General features: G+C 39.6%; 16 protein-coding genes. 7 read left to right on the forward strand and 9 right to left on the reverse strand.

Features of this window, described 5'->3' with window-relative positions; translation table 11 throughout:
* Nucleotides 1-10: 10 nt before the first annotated feature.
* Nucleotides 11-1,399 (reverse strand): UDP-N-acetylmuramate--L-alanine ligase, encoded by a 1,389-nt coding sequence (murC, locus tag JYB65_RS12430; RefSeq protein WP_483413778.1) that lies wholly within the window; start codon nt 1,397-1,399, stop codon nt 11-13.
* A gap of 258 nt (nt 1,400-1,657) precedes the next feature.
* Here murC and purR point away from each other — a divergent pair, with 258 nt between their 5' ends.
* The 3 genes from purR to hisD all read left to right on the forward strand — a co-directional run bounded on the left by purR (nt 1,658) and on the right by hisD (nt 4,346).
* Entirely contained in the window at nt 1,658-2,467 is an 810-nt protein-coding gene (purR, locus tag JYB65_RS12435; protein ID WP_206583017.1) for a pur operon repressor, read from the forward strand.
* 136 nt (nt 2,468-2,603) lie between these two features.
* Complete coding sequence (gene spoVG, locus JYB65_RS12440; RefSeq protein WP_128745164.1) at nt 2,604-2,888, forward strand: septation regulator SpoVG; 285 nt, start codon at nt 2,604-2,606, stop codon at nt 2,886-2,888.
* A 195-nt stretch (nt 2,889-3,083) separates the two neighbouring features.
* Entirely contained in the window at nt 3,084-4,346 is a 1,263-nt protein-coding gene (gene hisD / locus JYB65_RS12445) for a histidinol dehydrogenase (RefSeq protein ID WP_206583018.1), read from the forward strand.
* A 122-nt stretch (nt 4,347-4,468) separates the two neighbouring features.
* Here the strand turns inward: hisD and JYB65_RS12450 are convergent, their stop codons facing one another.
* Entirely contained in the window at nt 4,469-4,714 is a 246-nt protein-coding gene (locus tag JYB65_RS12450) for a hypothetical protein (protein WP_206583019.1), read from the reverse strand.
* Between the two features lie 448 nt (nt 4,715-5,162).
* On the opposite strand from JYB65_RS12450, the gene JYB65_RS12455 reads away from it, so the two are divergent.
* A complete protein-coding gene (locus tag JYB65_RS12455; protein WP_206583020.1) occupies nt 5,163-7,238 on the forward strand; it encodes a sigma-54 interaction domain-containing protein in 2,076 nt (691 codons plus the stop codon).
* A 73-nt stretch (nt 7,239-7,311) separates the two neighbouring features.
* On the opposite strand, the gene JYB65_RS12460 is transcribed toward JYB65_RS12455, so the two are convergent.
* The 4 genes from JYB65_RS12460 to JYB65_RS12475 form a co-directional block, all read right to left on the reverse strand.
* Nucleotides 7,312-7,788, reverse strand: coding sequence for a PaaI family thioesterase (locus JYB65_RS12460; protein ID WP_206583021.1), 477 nt, complete (start codon nt 7,786-7,788; stop codon nt 7,312-7,314).
* Nucleotides 7,789-7,855: 67 nt separating this feature from the next.
* On the reverse strand, nt 7,856-8,704 hold the full coding sequence (gene panC / locus JYB65_RS12465) for a pantoate--beta-alanine ligase (RefSeq protein ID WP_206583022.1): 849 nt from the start codon (nt 8,702-8,704) through the stop codon (nt 7,856-7,858).
* A 12-nt stretch (nt 8,705-8,716) separates the two neighbouring features.
* Nucleotides 8,717-9,544: a 3-methyl-2-oxobutanoate hydroxymethyltransferase gene (gene panB / locus JYB65_RS12470; RefSeq protein ID WP_206583023.1), complete on the reverse strand. Its 828-nt coding sequence runs from the start codon at nt 9,542-9,544 to the stop codon at nt 8,717-8,719.
* Between the two features lie 3 nt (nt 9,545-9,547).
* Nucleotides 9,548-10,399, reverse strand: coding sequence for a Rossmann-like and DUF2520 domain-containing protein (locus JYB65_RS12475; RefSeq protein WP_206583024.1), 852 nt, complete (start codon nt 10,397-10,399; stop codon nt 9,548-9,550).
* A 352-nt stretch (nt 10,400-10,751) separates the two neighbouring features.
* Between JYB65_RS12475 and JYB65_RS12480 the strand changes: the two genes are divergently transcribed.
* The 3 genes from JYB65_RS12480 (at nt 10,752) to JYB65_RS12490 (ending at nt 13,776) form a co-directional block, all read left to right on the forward strand.
* Nucleotides 10,752-11,261 (forward strand): PH domain-containing protein, encoded by a 510-nt coding sequence (locus JYB65_RS12480; protein WP_206583025.1) that lies wholly within the window; start codon nt 10,752-10,754, stop codon nt 11,259-11,261.
* Nucleotides 11,248-12,723: a PH domain-containing protein gene (locus JYB65_RS12485; RefSeq protein WP_206583026.1), complete on the forward strand. Its 1,476-nt coding sequence runs from the start codon at nt 11,248-11,250 to the stop codon at nt 12,721-12,723. The genes JYB65_RS12480 and JYB65_RS12485 overlap by 14 nt, the downstream gene beginning before the upstream one ends.
* A gap of 168 nt (nt 12,724-12,891) precedes the next feature.
* Entirely contained in the window at nt 12,892-13,776 is an 885-nt protein-coding gene (locus JYB65_RS12490) for an NAD(P)/FAD-dependent oxidoreductase (RefSeq protein ID WP_206583027.1), read from the forward strand.
* Nucleotides 13,777-13,845: 69 nt separating this feature from the next.
* Here JYB65_RS12490 and trxA read toward each other — a convergent pair whose 3' ends face one another.
* The 3 genes from trxA to pflB all read right to left on the reverse strand — a co-directional run bounded on the left by trxA (nt 13,846) and on the right by pflB (nt 17,528).
* Nucleotides 13,846-14,157: a thioredoxin gene (gene trxA, locus JYB65_RS12495; protein ID WP_206583028.1), complete on the reverse strand. Its 312-nt coding sequence runs from the start codon at nt 14,155-14,157 to the stop codon at nt 13,846-13,848.
* A 113-nt stretch (nt 14,158-14,270) separates the two neighbouring features.
* Entirely contained in the window at nt 14,271-15,104 is an 834-nt protein-coding gene (locus JYB65_RS12500) for a lytic transglycosylase domain-containing protein (protein WP_206583029.1), read from the reverse strand.
* A gap of 195 nt (nt 15,105-15,299) precedes the next feature.
* Nucleotides 15,300-17,528 (reverse strand): formate C-acetyltransferase, encoded by a 2,229-nt coding sequence (pflB, locus tag JYB65_RS12505; protein ID WP_206583030.1) that lies wholly within the window; start codon nt 17,526-17,528, stop codon nt 15,300-15,302.
* Between the last annotated feature and the right edge of the window lie 6 nt (nt 17,529-17,534).

A 17,534-nucleotide genomic window follows, 5' to 3' on the forward strand; every position in this document is an offset into this window, starting at 1 on the left:
GGGCCAATCCTTATCTCCTTCTATCCTTTTCTAAAATAATCTCCGCAACCTTATAAATGTCTCCTGCCCCCATTGTAATAACCAGATCGCCGCTCTGAGCATTGTTGATTACAAAGTTTGCAATTTCCTCAAAGTCACTAAAATAGTAAACATCTTTCGTCGGATTTGCTCGTTTTATCTCATTGACAAGTTCCTTCGAGCTGATTTTATATACATTTTTCTCTCTAGCTGCATAAATCTCAGCGATAACAATTTTATCGGCCAGTTCAAAGGACTCTGCAAATTCATCGAACAAAGCCAGTGTTCTGGTATACGTGTGAGGTTGGAACAAACACCATAAATCCTTATGAGGAATATTTTGTGCCGCAGCCAAGGTCGCCTTAATCTCTGTCGGATGATGCGCATAGTCATCCACAATCTGAATATTGTCATTGGTCACACCGATGACATCAAATCTTCTTTCCGTTCCGGTATAGCTTTCCAGCGTTGCAACTATTTCTTCTGCCTCAATGCCTAATGAATGACAGCAAGCAAAAGCGGCAAGCGCATTTAAGATATTGTGCTCACCCGGAATGGCTAACTGAATTGTACATAACTTCTTGTCTTTGTGATTTACATAGAATTGAGGCATACCAAACGCATTGAAAGTAATCCCTGTCACGTAATAGGTGCAATTTTGGTTGAACCCGAACGTTACTGCATTCGGTAAATCTTTTATGACGCCATTTACAAATGGATTTGCTTCGTAGGCAATAATTTTTCCATCCTTCCCTACGAGGGCTGCAAACTTTTTAAAAGAATTTACGATATGATCTATGTCCTTAAAGTAATCTAAATGATCAGAGTCGATATTAAGAATAATCTCTATTTTAGGTCTCAGACTTAAAAAGCTATCCATATATTCACAAGCTTCCGTAACAAAGAATTCACTCTTTCCGACTTTACAGTTCCCTCCGATTTCCGAAAGGTTCCCTCCCACCAGTATCGTTGGGTCCTTCTGAGCTTTTTCTAGAATCAACGAAACCATTGAAGTTGTCGTTGTCTTTCCGTGCGTTCCTGACACCGCGATACTATTTTTATATTCGCTCATCAGAACGCCTAGAATAGTTGCACGCGTAACAGCCGGTATATTTAACTCCACAGCCCGTATCATCTCCGGATTATCTTGCGTTACCGCCGATGAGTAAATGATGAGGTCTGCACCTTCTACGTTTTTTTCCCGTTGTCCAAGGTAGACATGAGCACCTTTTGCTATCAATCGGTCCGTTATCTCACTCTCTTTCATATCAGAGCCGGATACGGTATATCCTCTATCCAGCAATATTTCAGCAATGGCGCTAAGTCCAATTCCACCGATTCCAATACAGTGTATATGCTTATAATCGGATAAATTTATCACAGTTAATTCCTCCAGTATATTATTAGTTTCATTATATCATACAAGCGTGTCGCAGTATGATTCAATGAACGTGTCCTTACAGCAACGCTGGATTCAGTCTAATACGTTCATTATACCATAAATATAGGAAAAAAATCCTTGAATTTGAGAAAATATTAAATATAGAATATTAGTACAATTGTGTTAATTATTTAAACTTTTTTATTTCCAGATTTATGATATACTGTCGATATAGTTTATAACAGGAGGAGGAAATTTATGAAAAGAGCTGAACGCGTTGCAGCCTTAATTAAAATATTATCCGAAACACCGAATAAAGCCTATAGTCTTAAATATTTTTGTGATTTATTTAATGCAGCCAAATCCAGCATCAGTGAAGATTTACAAACCGCAAAACAAACCCTGCAAGCCGTCAATTTAGGCGTTATACAGACAACACCCGGCGCAGGAGGAGGCGTAAAATATATTCCTTACATTTCAGATGAAGCTTGTCAGCAGCTCCAGAAAGAGCTGTGTGATAAACTCTGTGACGGCAACCGGATTCTTGGCGGCGGCTTTTTATATACCTCAGATATTATGTTTGATTCCAATTTGGTGAGACAAGTGGCCACTGTTTTTGCACGAAAATTTCAAGAGAAAAAAGCGGATTATGTGGCAACTATTGAAACAAAAGGTATTCCGGTGGCAACGATGACCGCTCATATGTTGAATCTGCCCATGATCGTGATTCGACGTGAAAGTAAAATTTCCGAAGGCTCGACCTTGAGTATTAATTATTTTTCCGGTTCTTCTGACAGAGTCCAAAAGATGTCTGTGTCTAAAAGAGCAGTCGTTCCCGGATCGAAGGCAATTATTATCGATGATTTCATGCGTGCCGGCGGCAGCGTAAAAGGGATTACCGATATATTAGCGGAATTCGATGTAGAAATCGTCGGTACCGGTATTGTCATCGCGGCTACTGAGCCTCAAAAAAAGAAAACAGATAATTATTGCTCCCTTATTTACCTTGGAAAAGTCGATGAATCCACCAAAGAAATAGAAGTTTTTGGTAATTGTCAGATTTTTTGAAAAATACTTATTTTTTTCATTGAAAACCCTTGTATGTTTTTGTTTCATATTGTATAATATTGACAGATTTCTATTTTATATTGCGCTATATGTGTTTTAAGACATTGTATGTGGCATGAAAGGATGGTGACCAGACTTGAATATTACTGATGTAAGGGTTCGTAAGGTTAACGATGATGGGAAAATGAAGGCAGTAGTTTCTGTTACCTTTGATGATGAATTTGTTGTACATGATATCAAAATTATCGAAGGTCAGAATGGATTATTTATAGCTATGCCAAGCAGAAAGATGGGTGAAGGTGACTTTAGAGACATTGCACACCCGCTTATTTCTGAAACCCGAAATAAGATAAAAGACGCAATCTTTGCAGAATATGAAAAGGTCTTAGAGGAAAAGGTTGACGTTGCGCCTGCAGAGTGATATTACAATTCAGGTTATTGCAATAAAGAATGATGATGGTCATCGGTTTGGTGGCCATTATTTTTTTTGCAGATTCTTTTATATTTCATTTTCAAGCCCTTGCTTTTACCTTGTTATTCGTATACAATGATTTAAAGTCGTAGCGTGTTAAAGTGGTTTTGCTATGATTGAAGCTCGGATCTTATGGAGGTAACTATGAACTATATAAAACAATCAATACCAAGAGATTTTTCGCAGCAAGAAGAATTGGTAAATAACGTAAGAAATATTATTAACAACATTATAGAAAATAAGGATGAAGCCCTTTTTCAATACAATATAAAATTTGACGGAAATAATCGAACTGATTTAAGAGTATCCCGTGCTGAGATCGAAGAAGCGTATAAGCTTGTCGAACCCTCTTTGATACAGGATATGGAGAAAGCCGCCGACAACATTCGTCGTTTTGCTGAAGTGCAGAAAAATTCCATCGGCGCGGTGGATCATTTTGAAGTGAACCAAGGAGTGTTTCTCGGCCACAAGATTATTCCGATTAACTCCTGCTGCTGCTATGTACCCGGCGGCGGTTACCCTCTTTACTCCACCGCCCTTATGCTGGCCATTCCGGCTAAAGTAGCCGGAGTTAAAAGGATTGCCGCATGTTCTCCGACGATGAAGGGAACCGAAGCGATCCATCCCTCTACCCTAGTCGCTATGGATATCGCCGGAGTTGATGAAATTTATGCTCTCGGCGGGGCTCACGCAATCGCCGCATTTTCTTATGGAACGGAGCAAATCAAACCTGTTGATATTATTGTAGGACCGGGGAACCAATATGTTGCCGAAGCTAAAAGACAGTGTTATGGACAGGTAGGCATTGATTTCGTGGCTGGGCCGAGTGAAGTCCTAATTATCTCAGAGAGCATGGGGAACGCAGAATTTATAGCAGCTGACATCCTCGCTCAATCCGAACATGATGTTCAAGCGAAAGGGATCTTGGTTACGACAGATGAAGGCTTGGGAAAACAGGTTCTTCGAGAAGTAGACAATCAGTTGGCTACTTTAGAAACTCAAGAAAAGGCACGTATTGCTTGGGAAAATAACGGTGAAATCATCCTGGTCGATACAATTGAGGAAGCCTACGAAATATCCAACGAAATTGCACCGGAGCACTTAGAAATACACGTTTCTGACGAGACAAAAGCCATGGAATCGCTGACCAATTACGGTTCCTTGTTTATCGGTGAAAACGCTGCCGAAGTTTTTGGGGATTACGTTTCTGGCACCAATCACACTCTCCCTACCGTCCGAGCTTCCCGATATACCGGCGGGGTTTACGTAGGGACTTTTTTAAAGACCTGTACTTATCAAAAAATCGATCCATCCGGTATCTCATCCATTGGGCAAATCGCGTATAATATGGCCATCGGCGAAGGGCTCTACGGTCACGCCAATGCCGCAAAAAAACGATTAAAATAGTGCTTTAAAAAAATTTATTTAAAATTTATAATACAAAAAAACGACTGATTTGCTCGGTCGTTTTTTTGTTTTGCTGATTTATTATTTACTATTTCCCATTCAGGAAGATTCTTGCTGATTCATTAAAAAGAATAATTGACATCATAACTGTATTTTTGGCTTAATTTCTTTAAGCTATTATAAGTGTTGGATAAATACGACTGAATTTCCTCATCGGAAGCCTTAACACCGCAATGTTCTAAATCCCTGCACATTTTTTGAGTATAAGCTTTTAGCAATTCTTCTAGCGTAATTATCGTTGTAACCCCTGTCGCATATATGTGTGAGAAACTCTGTTCAAAAGCTTCATTTTTATTTTTAAGTTCCATTTTCATTCCCCCTGTACCTTGTTTTTTCTTTCACACTTATATAAAGCAATAATTATGCCATTTTTTTATTTTTTAAGTAAAAAACAATTTATTGTATTGCAAATGCTTAAATTTCAACGGCTTTTTTAAATATTTTTTTTTGCGCTTAAGACTGTTTCTATTTTCATATGGAATATTTTTTCCTTGCATTCTTATATAAGATCCATTTCAGAAGAGAAATACAACAATTCGAGTCGTAATCGATTCGATTTTCAGTTGTTCGAATCGTTCTCGATTCGAGTCTTTCCTAAATTTTCATTATTATCAAAATTTCGTTGATTTTGGGTTGATTTTTGTATGTTTTAATGATAAGTTTGAGTCGTAATCGATTCATTTTTTAAGTTTTATGTGCAAATAAGTTTCTTGGATTGAGCAAATTAATACTGTTTATACAAATTTTAGGAGGTCTATGATGATCGATACATTTGGCATTAACCGAGTGATAGAACCAAAAGGAGCAATTCCTGTTACTGCATGGAAAATAGATAATAGCCGAGAAATAAATGAACGGGAAATACGGATTAAACTCCACTCTATTCATTTAGAGAAAAGCAGCTTTGAGCAAGTTTGCTATCAATGTGGCAATGAAGAAGAACGGATTAAAGAAAATATCTTTGATTTGATACAAAAACGCGGAAAACTTCATAACCCGTTTACGGACAGCGGCGGTATGGCTTATGGAGAAATTGAAGAAATCGGATCGGAATTTAAAAAGGTTCGGCCAAATTATAGAGTCGGGGATGAAGTTTTATGCAATACGACAACCACCTGCATCCCTATTTATCTGGAAGAAATATATTCTATTGATTATGACTACGGCGAATTAATGGTAAAAGGCTATACGATATTGTTTGAGAGCTCACCGATGTTTAAAAAACCGAACGGGTTGGCATTGAATTACACGATGACCACGTTGGATGAATCCGGTTCGGTATATACGATAAACACCATGGTGCAGCCAGGCATGCGCATCCTGGTCATAGGTAAAGACCTCGTCTCCACCATGATCTATATCGGTGCAGTAAAAAAATCCTTGGGAGATAATTGCTACATTTTTGTCGTTATGGATAATGAAGCATGCGGAAGCCTTACACGAGATCAAATTGCCGCTGCTCTTTCCAAATATGCAGATCGCTTTCGTTTGTTGGATATAACAAATCCAATCAAAGCCTTTGAAGAAATTATGTTTGAAGACTCTAAACTGATGGATTTTACCATTAATTGCGAAGATCTCTCCGGATCAGAGGTTCTAAGCGTATTGATGACAAAGGAAAAAGGCTCTTTATATTTCACCACATTGCGCAATGGATATAGTAAAGCAATCCTGATTGCTGAGAGCATGGGTAAAGAAATTACGACTTATGCGCTTGACCAGTACTGTGAAGGATATGACAACTTCACCATAGAGCTCTTAAATGAGATGCGGGAAGATTTAGATCATGTGAACAGTATATTCGAAAGTATTTCCTTCCCCTATAAGTCGGGTGATAAAGCAACAGCCCAAAGGAATCTAAACAAAATTAATAAAATAGATGATTTTGTTTTCAGCAGTCCTGTCACAAAAGCTTTAGCCGATCAAGTGCTTAATATCGCAAACTATGACTGCAATGTTATTATTCAAGGCGAAACCGGTGTCGGCAAAGAAAAAATCCTCGAATTAATACATAAAAACAGCACTAGAAAATCCAATTCCTGCATTAAAATCAATTGTGCCACTATCCAAGAGACACTTGCCGAATCCGAGTTTTTTGGTTATGAAGCAGGTGCCTTTACAGGTGCTCAAACCGGCGGGAAAAAAGGATATTTTGAATTAGCGAATAAGGGCATCCTTTTTCTTGACGAAATCGGCCAATTGTCAGCCGGGTTGCAGTCCAAGCTTCTTCGTGTCATCCAAGAAGGCAGTTTCTACCGGATCGGCGGTACAAAGCAGATCAGCGTTAACGTTCGTGTCATATGTGCCAATAACATTCCTTTAAGGCGATTAGTCGATGAAGGAAAGTTTAGAGAAGACTTATTTTACCGGTTAAATATATGCAGTGTCGACGTTCCGCCTCTTCGGGAACGAAGAGAAGATGTCTACTGCCTAGCCGAAGCTTTTCTGTCAAGATATAATAAACAATATGGACTTTACAAAGAAATTACCGCCAGTGCGCTTCGACGTTTGGCCAGCTATGATTGGCCGGGAAATGTACGTGAATTAGAAAACAAAATGCATCGGATCATTATCAACACAAGCAGTAACATCATTGATATCGCCGATGTCGACCTGATGTTAAACGAAAATGTATATAATGATATTGTATTTGACATGAAGCACACCTTGAAGCAAGGAACCAGCCTGGATTTCACCCAAATAATAGAAAATCAAGAAAAGAAGTTGCTGCAATACGCCTTAAAAAAAGAAGGCAGCACCAGAAAGGCCGCCTCCTATTTAAACATGACTCAAGCTCAATTAATGCGAAAAAAGCAAAAATATAAGCTGTAGTGATCCCATAAAAAAGCTTTTAACCCTTGTAATTCCTTACAACGTTGTTACGTGGTTAAAAGCTTTGTCTTACTTATCTTGGCATTAATATTTTATACATGGCGGTCGCTGTGATAGCAACGGCTCCGCTGCTTTTCAACTTCGCTTCGCCGGTTACGGTTATGAGAGAACTTCCTGAAGATACAACTTTTGCAGTGACCACTAACCTATCGCTCAAAGGAACGGGAAGCAAGTAGCTAACATTCATATTAATGGTAGGAGCAAACAGACCGCCTTTTTCCATTGCTATATAATTAGCAGGAAGGCCTAAGGATAAATCCATAACGGATGCACTTATCCCCCCATGCATCACATCATTTGAATTCAGCTGCCACTCGGCAACCGGAAACCCAAAAGTCACACTTCTTTCGTTGTCATTGCACTGAATCAGTTCAATGTGCATCAAGCTGTTTAACCGTTTTCCCTGTCCCTCTGACTGTACGGATTGAATCATTTTTTTAATCCCTGCTTCAAATCTGCCTTTTTCAAAATATTTGCTAAGTGAATCCATGCTTATCGCCCTTTCTGTTCCAGCCTTTCTTCATCTACGTTTCATCTTTTTCTCATTCATCTGATTCTTACTTTATGATGTGAATAAAATTATCAATCAATCTCGTTTTTCCGATAAAAACAGCTAAAGCAATTAACGCTGACTTATGAATCTGCTCAATCGCTTTTATGTTTTCCCAATCGACGATCTCTACATAGTCGATTCGCGCCAATGGTTCTTTTTTAATTTCTTGAATCATCTTTTCCTTAATCAGCAAAGCATTTGTCTCACCGCTTTCTATCAAGTTTTGTGCAATCGTCAATGCATGGTGCAAAACTAACGCTGCTTTTCGTTCATCGGCGTTTAAATAGCTATTTCTGGAACTCTTAGCCAGACCGTCTTCTTCGCGAACGATTGGACATCCAACGATTTCAAGATCAAAATTTAAATCTTTGACCATTCTTGTTATGACCGCTAGCTGCTGTGCATCCTTTTGGCCAAAATAGGCCTTGTCCGGTTGAACAATATTAAATAACTTACTTACGACCGTGCAAACACCTCTAAACATAACAGGTCGAGATTTTCCGCACAAACCTTCTGTCAAATAATCCATATCTACATATGTGTAAAAATTCTCTCCATACATTTCACTCGGAGACGGATGAAAAATTACGTCTACGCCGATTGCCTCGCAAACCGCCGAATCATGCTCCATATCTCTTGGATAAGTATCTAAATCTTCATTTTTGCCAAACTGCATTGGATTGACAAATATACTTACTACCACTTTATCGTGATTTGCTTTTGCCGCTTTCATCAAGCTTTCATGGCCTTCATGCAAATAGCCCATCGTTGGAACGAATCCAATCGAACAATTTTCTTGACGCCATTTCTTCACGATTTCTCGAACTTCTTGAATTGTTGAAACAGTTTTCATCATTACCCCCAATTAATATAGCTTGTCTAATACATCATCATCCATCGTGAAACTGTGTGCCTCGTCAGGAAAACTTCCATTCTGAACTTCTTCCATATATTGTTTGAATGCGGCGACCATTGATTCTCCGATTGCCCCATATCTTTTTACAAATTTCGGTGTAAAATCACTGAACATCCCCAACATATCCTGATAAACAAGGACTTGTCCATCACATCCCGGGCCTGCACCGATACCAATCGTCGGAATGGTCAGCTCTTTTGTGATCATCTCAGCCAACTTCGCAGGAACCCCTTCCAAAACAACGGCAAAGGCACCTGCTTCTTGCACCGCTCTGGCATCATCCAATAATTTCTGTGCCGCAGTCTCTGTTCTCCCCTGTACTTTAAAACCGCCAAAGGTATGAACTGATTGCGGGGTAAGTCCTACGTGAGCCATTACTGGAATGGAGGCCTTCATGATGGCCCTTATTTGATCGGCTACTTCCGCTCCGCCTTCCAGCTTAACAGCCTGAGCACGTCCTTCTTTCACCAATCGTCCTGCATTGAGCAACGCATCGTACACGGAAGTTTGATACGACATGAATGGCATGTCTGCTATCACCAGTGCATTTTTTGTTCCTCTGGCAACTGCTGCCGTATGATGAATCATATCCTCCATGGTTACCGACAACGTGTCCTCATAGCCAAGACAAACCATGCCCAGTGAATCGCCAACTAATATAGCATTCACCCCCGCTTCATCCATCAACTTCGCAGTTGAATAATCATAAGCAGTGAGCACGGTCTGTTTGATTCCTTGTTCTTTTGCCTGTGCAAAAGTTACCACTGTGTTTTTCATTTTTCATTCCTCCAATAGTTTTTGGAGAACGGCAAATTCCTGATCTTTTTCCGGATGTTTTTTTATTGCAATGTCTAAAAGCTTTTTCGATAGTAAAAGATATAATGCTTTGTTATCTTCAGTCAAGCAATTTATATGACCTTTTACCGTATCGATATCAAATCGCTCTACAGGCCCTGTCAAAGAGCCTTGTATGCCTTTGCTGCCAATATTGGCCATATTTGCAGAAGCTAACGGATACAAAGCAGCCATGGCTTCCTGTTCCGTAAATCCACATGTTCCAAGCAGTTCCACTGAAAGTTGCACCAAAGCAATCACACTGTTACTTGCAATGCTGGCCGCCGTATGATAGGTGGCTTTGCTTTGGGGTGAAATGACCTTTGCCGAGTTGTTGAGTTTCTCAAGTAATTCCAACATGACGTTGACGGCATAGTCGTTTCCTTCCACGGTGAAAAATGCATTTTTTAAGTGGATATATCCTTCTTGTTTAGAATTCATTGCGAGAATTGGATGAACTGAACATCCATAAGCACCAAACGTATTGATGCCGGAAAAAACATCAGATGATAAATAGCCAGAACAATGACATAGTATTTTATTTTTAATGGGCAGTAGATGTTTTATTTGTTCCCAAACAAGGCGAATCACGCCATCCGGGGTTGTAATGAAAAGAATATCGCTTTCTTGAACTAATTCTTTTAAACTCTTAAAATGTACAGTATTTGTAAAGGCTGCTGCTTCAGCAGCATTCTGACAAGTCTTGCTGTAATATCCCATAACAGGGATCTCGTTTTCCATGAAATACTTTCCCAAAGAACATCCAGCTTTTCCTGCACCTACGAAACCTATTTTCATGCTATCACCTCCATTGATACATGCGGAGCAATACCATTGATTCATTTTTCATAGAACACATACTGTAAAAAAGTCCTCTCCGAGGGGATTTTAGCTCCCATTCGTTCGCATTTAAGCGGGAGACTTTTTTGAAGTCAATATCACAAGGGATATTTCCTTCGTTATAAAAATAATCTACTTTTATCATCTGGTACAGTTTCTATTTGAATACCGTCCTCGCCAAAAACCTTAGCACAAAACCTTGAAAAATACAATACTTTATACTTTATTAATAATTTATTAATTCACCAAGAGTTCTTTTATTTCCTATCCGGTTGTGTTACACTAATGCTATTTATGAAGGAGGCACTAAATGGAATCAGAATTTAAACAATTGAATAAAAAAGCAATCGGTTGTATGCGGCTTTCATCCGGAATAGGTACGATTATTTTTTTATTATTCTGCAGCATTCCGAAAGTAATAGTTTACTTTTTAGATAAATCGCTCCCAACCTGGACGGATTTTGCATATGTCATCGTTATCTCCATAAGCGTAGTATGGGTAATAGTCGCTCCTATTATTAGGTATAAGCGTTATAAATATTATATAGATGACGAACGGCTTATCGTAGTGGAAGGCCTCTGGTTTATCACTAAAGATCTTGCCCCGATTGAGCGAGTTCATCAGATAGCTATCACCCGCGGACCTATCGATCGCATTTATGGCCTAAGCAAAGTGATTGCAACGACCGCCGGCGGAAATATCGTCATTCGGTTTTTGGAAAATCATATTGCCGAAGAAATCGCAGAGAACTTAGGCATAAAAATCGGTACAATTGTAAAAGACCAAAAGCAGAGGGGTGATGAAGATGCCCGAAGTTAGATGTCACTTTTTTTCCGTTATCATGAAAACCTTTAAATCCATTTGGTATATCATCGCTGCATTCTTCTTTTCTGCTTTGAACATGATAAAAGACTTAAAGCTTCAAAATTTACCGTCCGCATCAGCTTTGATAGGACTTGGAATATTCTTTGCTGTTATCTTAATCTTTTTTATCTTCCACTTACTTAGATGGTGGCGGACAAAAATATATATTGAAGAAGATACCCTTGTCATCGCCCGTAATCAATTATCACAGAGCAAAACCACTGTAAAATTGTCCAGTATTTCCACGGTGAATCTACAACAAAATCTGTTTGAACGAATATTCGATGTATATTCTCTGCAATTGGACATTAACTCTTCCGTTACCGCTGATAAAACAGATTTTAATTTAATTTTTGACGATCAATTAGCTTTTGCTTTCAAAGATTATATTCTTGCTTATATCAACGAACCTTCACAAGAACGTACCGCATCTTTAGAGCACAAGTCAGAAGTAATAAAATCCGATCCTGCTGCAGAAGAAGATATTATATCTTTTCGTTTTAAGGATGTCATCCTTCATTGTATTTTAAGTTTTTCTATAGCAGGGTTCATATCCACCATTGCTTTAATTTGTGCGGTGATATGGTCTTTCAATAATGACAATCCGGAAATCAGCCGTATGATCATTCCTACGCTTTTGTCGATTGGGGTTGCTACAATTCCTCTCATCTATAAAAGCATCACGGCATTTTTTTTGTACTATGATTTTACACTCAAAAAAAGCGGGGATAAAGTCTTAGTATCCTACGGTTTATTTACTCGAAGGCAGTTCACCTTGCCTTTAGATAAAACCAACGCACTTGTTATAAAACAGCCTCTTCAAGCCAGATTTTTTAATTTGGCTTACGGAGAAATCATCAATATAGGATTAGGTGACGCAGCCAATCATCAGGCTCCCCTATTTTGTCTGCTCGTAAAGCCGGAAGTTCTTCAACATGTGATACATCAAATTGCTCCGGAATTTGTCTTAGATAAGATTCCGGAACATTCCCCTAAAACTGCTCTTATTCCGACTTTCATTCCATGGGCGTTTTTTGGCATCCTCGCGGTGATAGGTTTTACCGTATTTTTTAAAGGATGGATCGGTTGGCTCATTCTGGTTTTTTTCTCGCTTTGTGCCTACTTCTCCAGCATAACAAAAGCACTAACGCTGTATGAGGATAAGATCAGTATAACAACAGGAATTTTTCAAAAGCGAACCATTACTGTATTTTATGGGAAAATTCAAAACATGTCGGTTCGATACGGTCCAATCAGTCATAAACTGGGTCTGTATAAGGGAAATGTGTCTATTTTATCCTCTGTGGCGAATAAGATCAATGCTATAGGCTACTTTCCCAAAGAAAGATTTCAGGCAATAGAAACTCAAATTATTTCACATGACAGCTTTGCTGCGCAATATCAGCAACATCAATAGTTCTTTTTTGCCTTTGCTGCCATCCTTTTATAGAAGTCTATGAAAGTACTGTCAGAAAATTTTTTACAAATTATTGGCAGGTTTGTTATAATTATAATAAAGCGGGTAAAAATAAAAAACTACACATAATAAAAATATGCAGTCATGAAGGACTGCCAAGGAGGCAATATGAAAAAAGTAATAATCATTGGAAACGGACCGGCGGGCTCATCTGCAGCTTTATATGCCGTAAGAGCTGGTATAGATACTTTAGTAATCGGAAATAATCTTGGCTCTTTGGCAAAAGCCGATAAGATAGAAAATTATTATGGGTTCGAAACACCTGTTTCAGGGAAAGATTTGGTGGAAAAAGGTCTCGTTCAGGTTAAACGACTTGGCGCAAAGATATTAAACGAGCAAGTAGTCGGCATTCATTTTGATGACACCTTTCTGGTTCGCACCGATAAAGGAGATCATACCGCCGATGCTGTTATTATTGCAACCGGGTCATCCCGAAATGCTCCGCCAATTAAAGGTCTAAAGGAATTGGAAGGGCAAGGAGTAAGTTATTGTGCGATCTGTGATGCGTTCTTCTACAGAGGCAAAGATGTTGCAGTGCTTGGGAATGGCGAATATGCTCTTAATGAGGTGAAAGAATTGTTGCCAATTGTAGGTACCATCACGGTGCTTACCAATGGCGAAGAACCTGTGGTGGAATTCCCCTCTGAAGTGACCGTGAACAAAAAAGCCATTAAAGGCCTGGATGCTGCTGCTGCAAATCTTTTATCCAGAGGGCGCGGCCCTCTTGAGGCAGTGGTTTTTGAAGATGAAAGCCGCTTGGAGATAACCGGACTTTTCATCGCATATGGTTCAGCCGGAAGTACAGCACTAGCTAGAAAAATAGGTGCTTTTACGGACGGAAATAAAATTGTAGTGGATGCAAACATGGCGACCAATGTACCGGGACTATTTGCTGCCGGCGATTGTGTAGGCGGACTTCTTCAGATATCAAAGGCTGTCAGTGACGGAGCTATTGCCGGAACGTCCGTTGCCAAGTATTTGAGAGAAAAATAAATTAATATATAAAAACAAAAGCGAGGTAAAAACCTCGCTTTTTATTTTGAATTAATATAGATGTAAGGACTATACGTTAAGCATTGCTTCAATATCACTTTTTGGTCTGGCACCTACGGCAACATTTACAACTTGTCCGTCCTTAACCACTGCCAAGGTTGGGATACTCATTACCTTAAATTCTCTGGCAAGATCAGTCTCTTCATCAATGTTTATTTTTCCCACCTTAATATCCGTCTTTTCTCCTGCAATTTCATCTACAATCGGGGAAACCATTCGACAAGGTCCACACCAAGGTGCCCAGAAGTCTATAAGAACGGTCTTATCCGATTTCATTACCTCTTCCTCAAAATTTTCTTTTGTTATTGTTATTGCTGACATATTAATCTCTCCTTTTTTCTTATAACATTACTGTGCCCTAATTATATAAAATTATATACCCAATATCAGTGACAATATCACACGAAGATAAAAATTATTAAGTAATTTAGCCACTATGCCTGAATCAATAAATTAGAGGGATTTTGTATTTCAGACAACTTTTCTATGTACGATTCCTCTTTTTTTGTCTCATCTTTAAAATTGGAAGCAAACAATTCCTGCATCTCCAGCTGGTGCTGTAAAATCTGCAGTTGGCTCATATAATATGCTTTCTCTGCGCCCATTTCTGAAAAAGTTTGAGAATTCTCTCCAAGAATGTCGCCAAGGATCAAAGAATTCGACTTCCAATCCGTTCGCTCAGGGATTTCAATTTCTTGCCCCATATACCCTAATACTTTATTGATATAATTCTGTGTTTCGGGGAAAGGCGGAACGCCCCCATATTTAGCGACATTTCCCGATCCGGCATTATACGAAGCCAGCGCTAACGTAATATCTCCATCATAAGCCTGAAGCTTCTGAGACAGGTATTTTGCCCCACCCATAATATTTTGTTCCGGATCATAGGCATCCGTTACTCCTAATGCTTTTGCCGTAGCCGGCATCAGTTGCATTACACCCATTGCACCGCACCTGGAAACGGCATTCGAATTAAACCCGGATTCTGCTTTTGCCACTGCCTTCAATAGGTCTGCCGGAACATTATAGGCCTCTGAAGCCCGTGTGAAGAGTTCCTCTAAGTCCGTTTTTAATGCTGCATTTGTTGTTTGTCCGACATCTGAACCGGAAACAGCAAGATCCATACGGTTTTTGACAATCTGATTGCCTGAAGCCACTTGATTTAAAACTTGAGCAAAATTCATCAAGGTTTTTGCTGTATCGTTCGTGCCCGTCTTGTTATTTAAATAGTTTAACGGTGTTATTTGATTAATGTTTTCGATACTCATCTTATCTCTATTTCTACCTTTTCATAAGCTTATTTTAAAATCATTAGTAGTATTTAAACAGTACATATCATTATATTAACACAATATTACATATATACAACAAAAAGATAGAAAAATCTATCTTTTATTGTCCGCTGTGTACCTTAAATGAGGCTTTCAGCAAGCTTGCTTTTCTATCGGAAAGCGAAGAACGGATTAGGCTACCGTATGGAAAGTTCTGGCGATCACTTCCCGCTGTTGCTCGCGGGAAAGCTTATAGAAATTCACCGCATACCCTGAAACACGAATCGTCAGATTCGGATATTGCTCAGGATGGTCATAGGCTTCCATTAAAATCTCTCTATTTAATACATTCACATTTAAATGATGTGCACCTTGTGAAAAATACCCCGTCATCAGTGCCAGCAATTTGTGGATTCGGTCTTCGTCTGTTTTTCCAAGCGCATCCGGTACAATCGAAAACGTATTGGATATTCCATCACGACATATATCATAGGACAACTTAGCTACAGAATTCAGACTAGCCAGCGCTCCGTTCTTTTCTCTTCCGCTCATTGGATTAGCTCCCGGCGCAAGCGGTTCACCTGAAAGCCGTCCGTCAGGCGTATTACCTGTTTTCTTTCCGTACATCACGTTGGAAGTAATCGTTAATATAGATAACGTATGAACCGCATCCCGATAGAGCGGATACGCCCTCAGGCATTGATAAAATTTCTCTACTTGCTCGCAAGCAAGCTCGTCCACACGGTTATCATCATTGCCAAACATAGGAAAATCGCCTTCTACAATAAAGTTTGTCACCAATCCGCTTTGAGCGTCACGTATGCATTTCACTTTTGCATACTTTACGGCGGAAAGGGAATCCGCAAGGCAACTCAACCCGGCTATCCCAAAGGCCATCAATCGGCGGACCTGCGTATCATGCAATGCCATCTGACTTTTTTCATAAGCGTATTTGTCATGCATCGCATGAATGATATTCAATGCATCCACATAGGTCTTCGCAAGCCAAGGCCTGTAAAAATCCATACGTTCCATTAATTTATCATAATCCAAATAGTCTTCTTCCCATACCGGCATCTTTGGTGCAACCTGTATTTTTTTCAATTCATCCCTGCCGCCGTTTATAGCGTACAGCATCAATTTGGCTAGATTCGCTCTTGCCCCGAAAAATTGCATATCTTTACCGACACGCATCGCAGAAACACAGCAAGCAATCGCATAATCGTCCCCGTAGATCGGTCTCATGATATCATCATTTTCATACTGAAGAGCGTCTGTTTCGATGGATACCCGTGCTATATAATTCTTCCAGTTCTGCGGAAGATTCTGTGACCATAAAACGGTCAAATTAGGTTCCGCACTTGGTTTAAGGTTATACAGGGTATGCAGCATCCGGTAGCATGTTTTGGTTACCAATGATCTGCCGTCTTCACCGATACCTCCGATAACTTCTGTAATCCACATCGGGTCGCCGCCAAACAATTCATTGTATTCAGGAGTGCGCAGATGTCTTGCAGCTCTTAATTTCAGAACAAAGTCGTCCACAATTTCTTGAGCCTGTTCTTCTGTTAACGTGCCGTTCGCTAAGTCTCTTTCAAAATAAATGTCTAAGAAGGTAGAAACACGGCCAAGGCTCATGGCTGCCCCATTCTGCTCTTTGATAGCGGCTAAATAACCAAAATACAGCCACTGAACAGCCTCTTGCGCTGTTTCAGCCGGACGAGAAATATCATATCCATATTGTGAAGCCATGGTTTTCATATCCTCCAATGCCTTCGTTTGTCCGGCCACTTCCTCCGCAAGTCGGATGTTATCACCATTCATACCTTGTTGTCCCAATCCTGCTTTATCCGCTCTTTTTCTTTCAATCAAAAAATCGATGCCATATAGGGCGACTCTTCTGTAATCCCCTATGATACGTCCTCGGCCGTAGGCATCAGGAAGTCCGGTAATAATTCCTGCCTTCCTCGCGGCAATAACATCCGCCGTATAAGCATCAAAGACTCCGTCGTTATGTGTTTTATGCTGACAAAATTGCTGCTCAATTTTGTCAGATATCTGATACCCGTATTCTTCACAGGCATTGTGTACCATGCGCATGCCTCCAAAAGGATTACAAGCTCTTTTTAACGGTTCATCTGTTTGCAGTCCTACGATCAACTCGTCGTCTTTGCAGAGATATCCCGGCTTAAATGACGTAGAAGTGATCACCGTTTCTGTATCAATGGCATATACCCCTCCATTTTGCTGTTCTACACGTAAAAGCTCTTCCAAATGATCTCTCATTCGAATGGTTCGTAAGGTAGGTTCCGCTAAAAATTCTTCCGTTCCATCATATGAGGTATAGTTCTTTTGAATAAAATCCCTAACATCAATTGTTTTGTTCCAATTGCCGTTCTTAAAGCTTGTCCATTCTTTCATCTTGCC

The organism is Clostridium aminobutyricum (assembly GCF_017255415.1).
GTDB lineage: Bacteria > Bacillota > Clostridia > Peptostreptococcales > Anaerovoracaceae > Aminipila > Aminipila aminobutyrica.

Excerpts from the sequence above, each read along its gene's own strand:
- purR (WP_206583017.1), top strand. The coding sequence starts at position 1,658 with ATGAAAAGAGCTGAACGCGTTGCAGCCTTAATTAAAATATTATCCGAA.
- hisD (WP_206583018.1), top strand. The coding sequence starts at position 3,084 with ATGAACTATATAAAACAATCAATACCAAGAGATTTTTCGCAGCAAGAA.
- JYB65_RS12450 (WP_206583019.1), bottom strand. The coding sequence starts at position 4,714 with ATGGAACTTAAAAATAAAAATGAAGCTTTTGAACAGAGTTTCTCACAC.
- JYB65_RS12455 (WP_206583020.1), top strand. The coding sequence starts at position 5,163 with ATGATGATCGATACATTTGGCATTAACCGAGTGATAGAACCAAAAGGA.
- JYB65_RS12460 (WP_206583021.1), bottom strand. The coding sequence starts at position 7,788 with ATGGATTCACTTAGCAAATATTTTGAAAAAGGCAGATTTGAAGCAGGG.
- panC (WP_206583022.1), bottom strand. The coding sequence starts at position 8,704 with ATGAAAACTGTTTCAACAATTCAAGAAGTTCGAGAAATCGTGAAGAAA.
- panB (WP_206583023.1), bottom strand. The coding sequence starts at position 9,544 with ATGAAAAACACAGTGGTAACTTTTGCACAGGCAAAAGAACAAGGAATC.
- JYB65_RS12475 (WP_206583024.1), bottom strand. The coding sequence starts at position 10,399 with ATGAAAATAGGTTTCGTAGGTGCAGGAAAAGCTGGATGTTCTTTGGGA.
- JYB65_RS12480 (WP_206583025.1), top strand. The coding sequence starts at position 10,752 with ATGGAATCAGAATTTAAACAATTGAATAAAAAAGCAATCGGTTGTATG.
- JYB65_RS12485 (WP_206583026.1), top strand. The coding sequence starts at position 11,248 with ATGCCCGAAGTTAGATGTCACTTTTTTTCCGTTATCATGAAAACCTTT.
- JYB65_RS12490 (WP_206583027.1), top strand. The coding sequence starts at position 12,892 with ATGAAAAAAGTAATAATCATTGGAAACGGACCGGCGGGCTCATCTGCA.
- trxA (WP_206583028.1), bottom strand. The coding sequence starts at position 14,157 with ATGTCAGCAATAACAATAACAAAAGAAAATTTTGAGGAAGAGGTAATG.
- JYB65_RS12500 (WP_206583029.1), bottom strand. The coding sequence starts at position 15,104 with ATGAGTATCGAAAACATTAATCAAATAACACCGTTAAACTATTTAAAT.
- pflB (WP_206583030.1), bottom strand. The coding sequence starts at position 17,528 with ATGAAAGAATGGACAAGCTTTAAGAACGGCAATTGGAACAAAACAATT.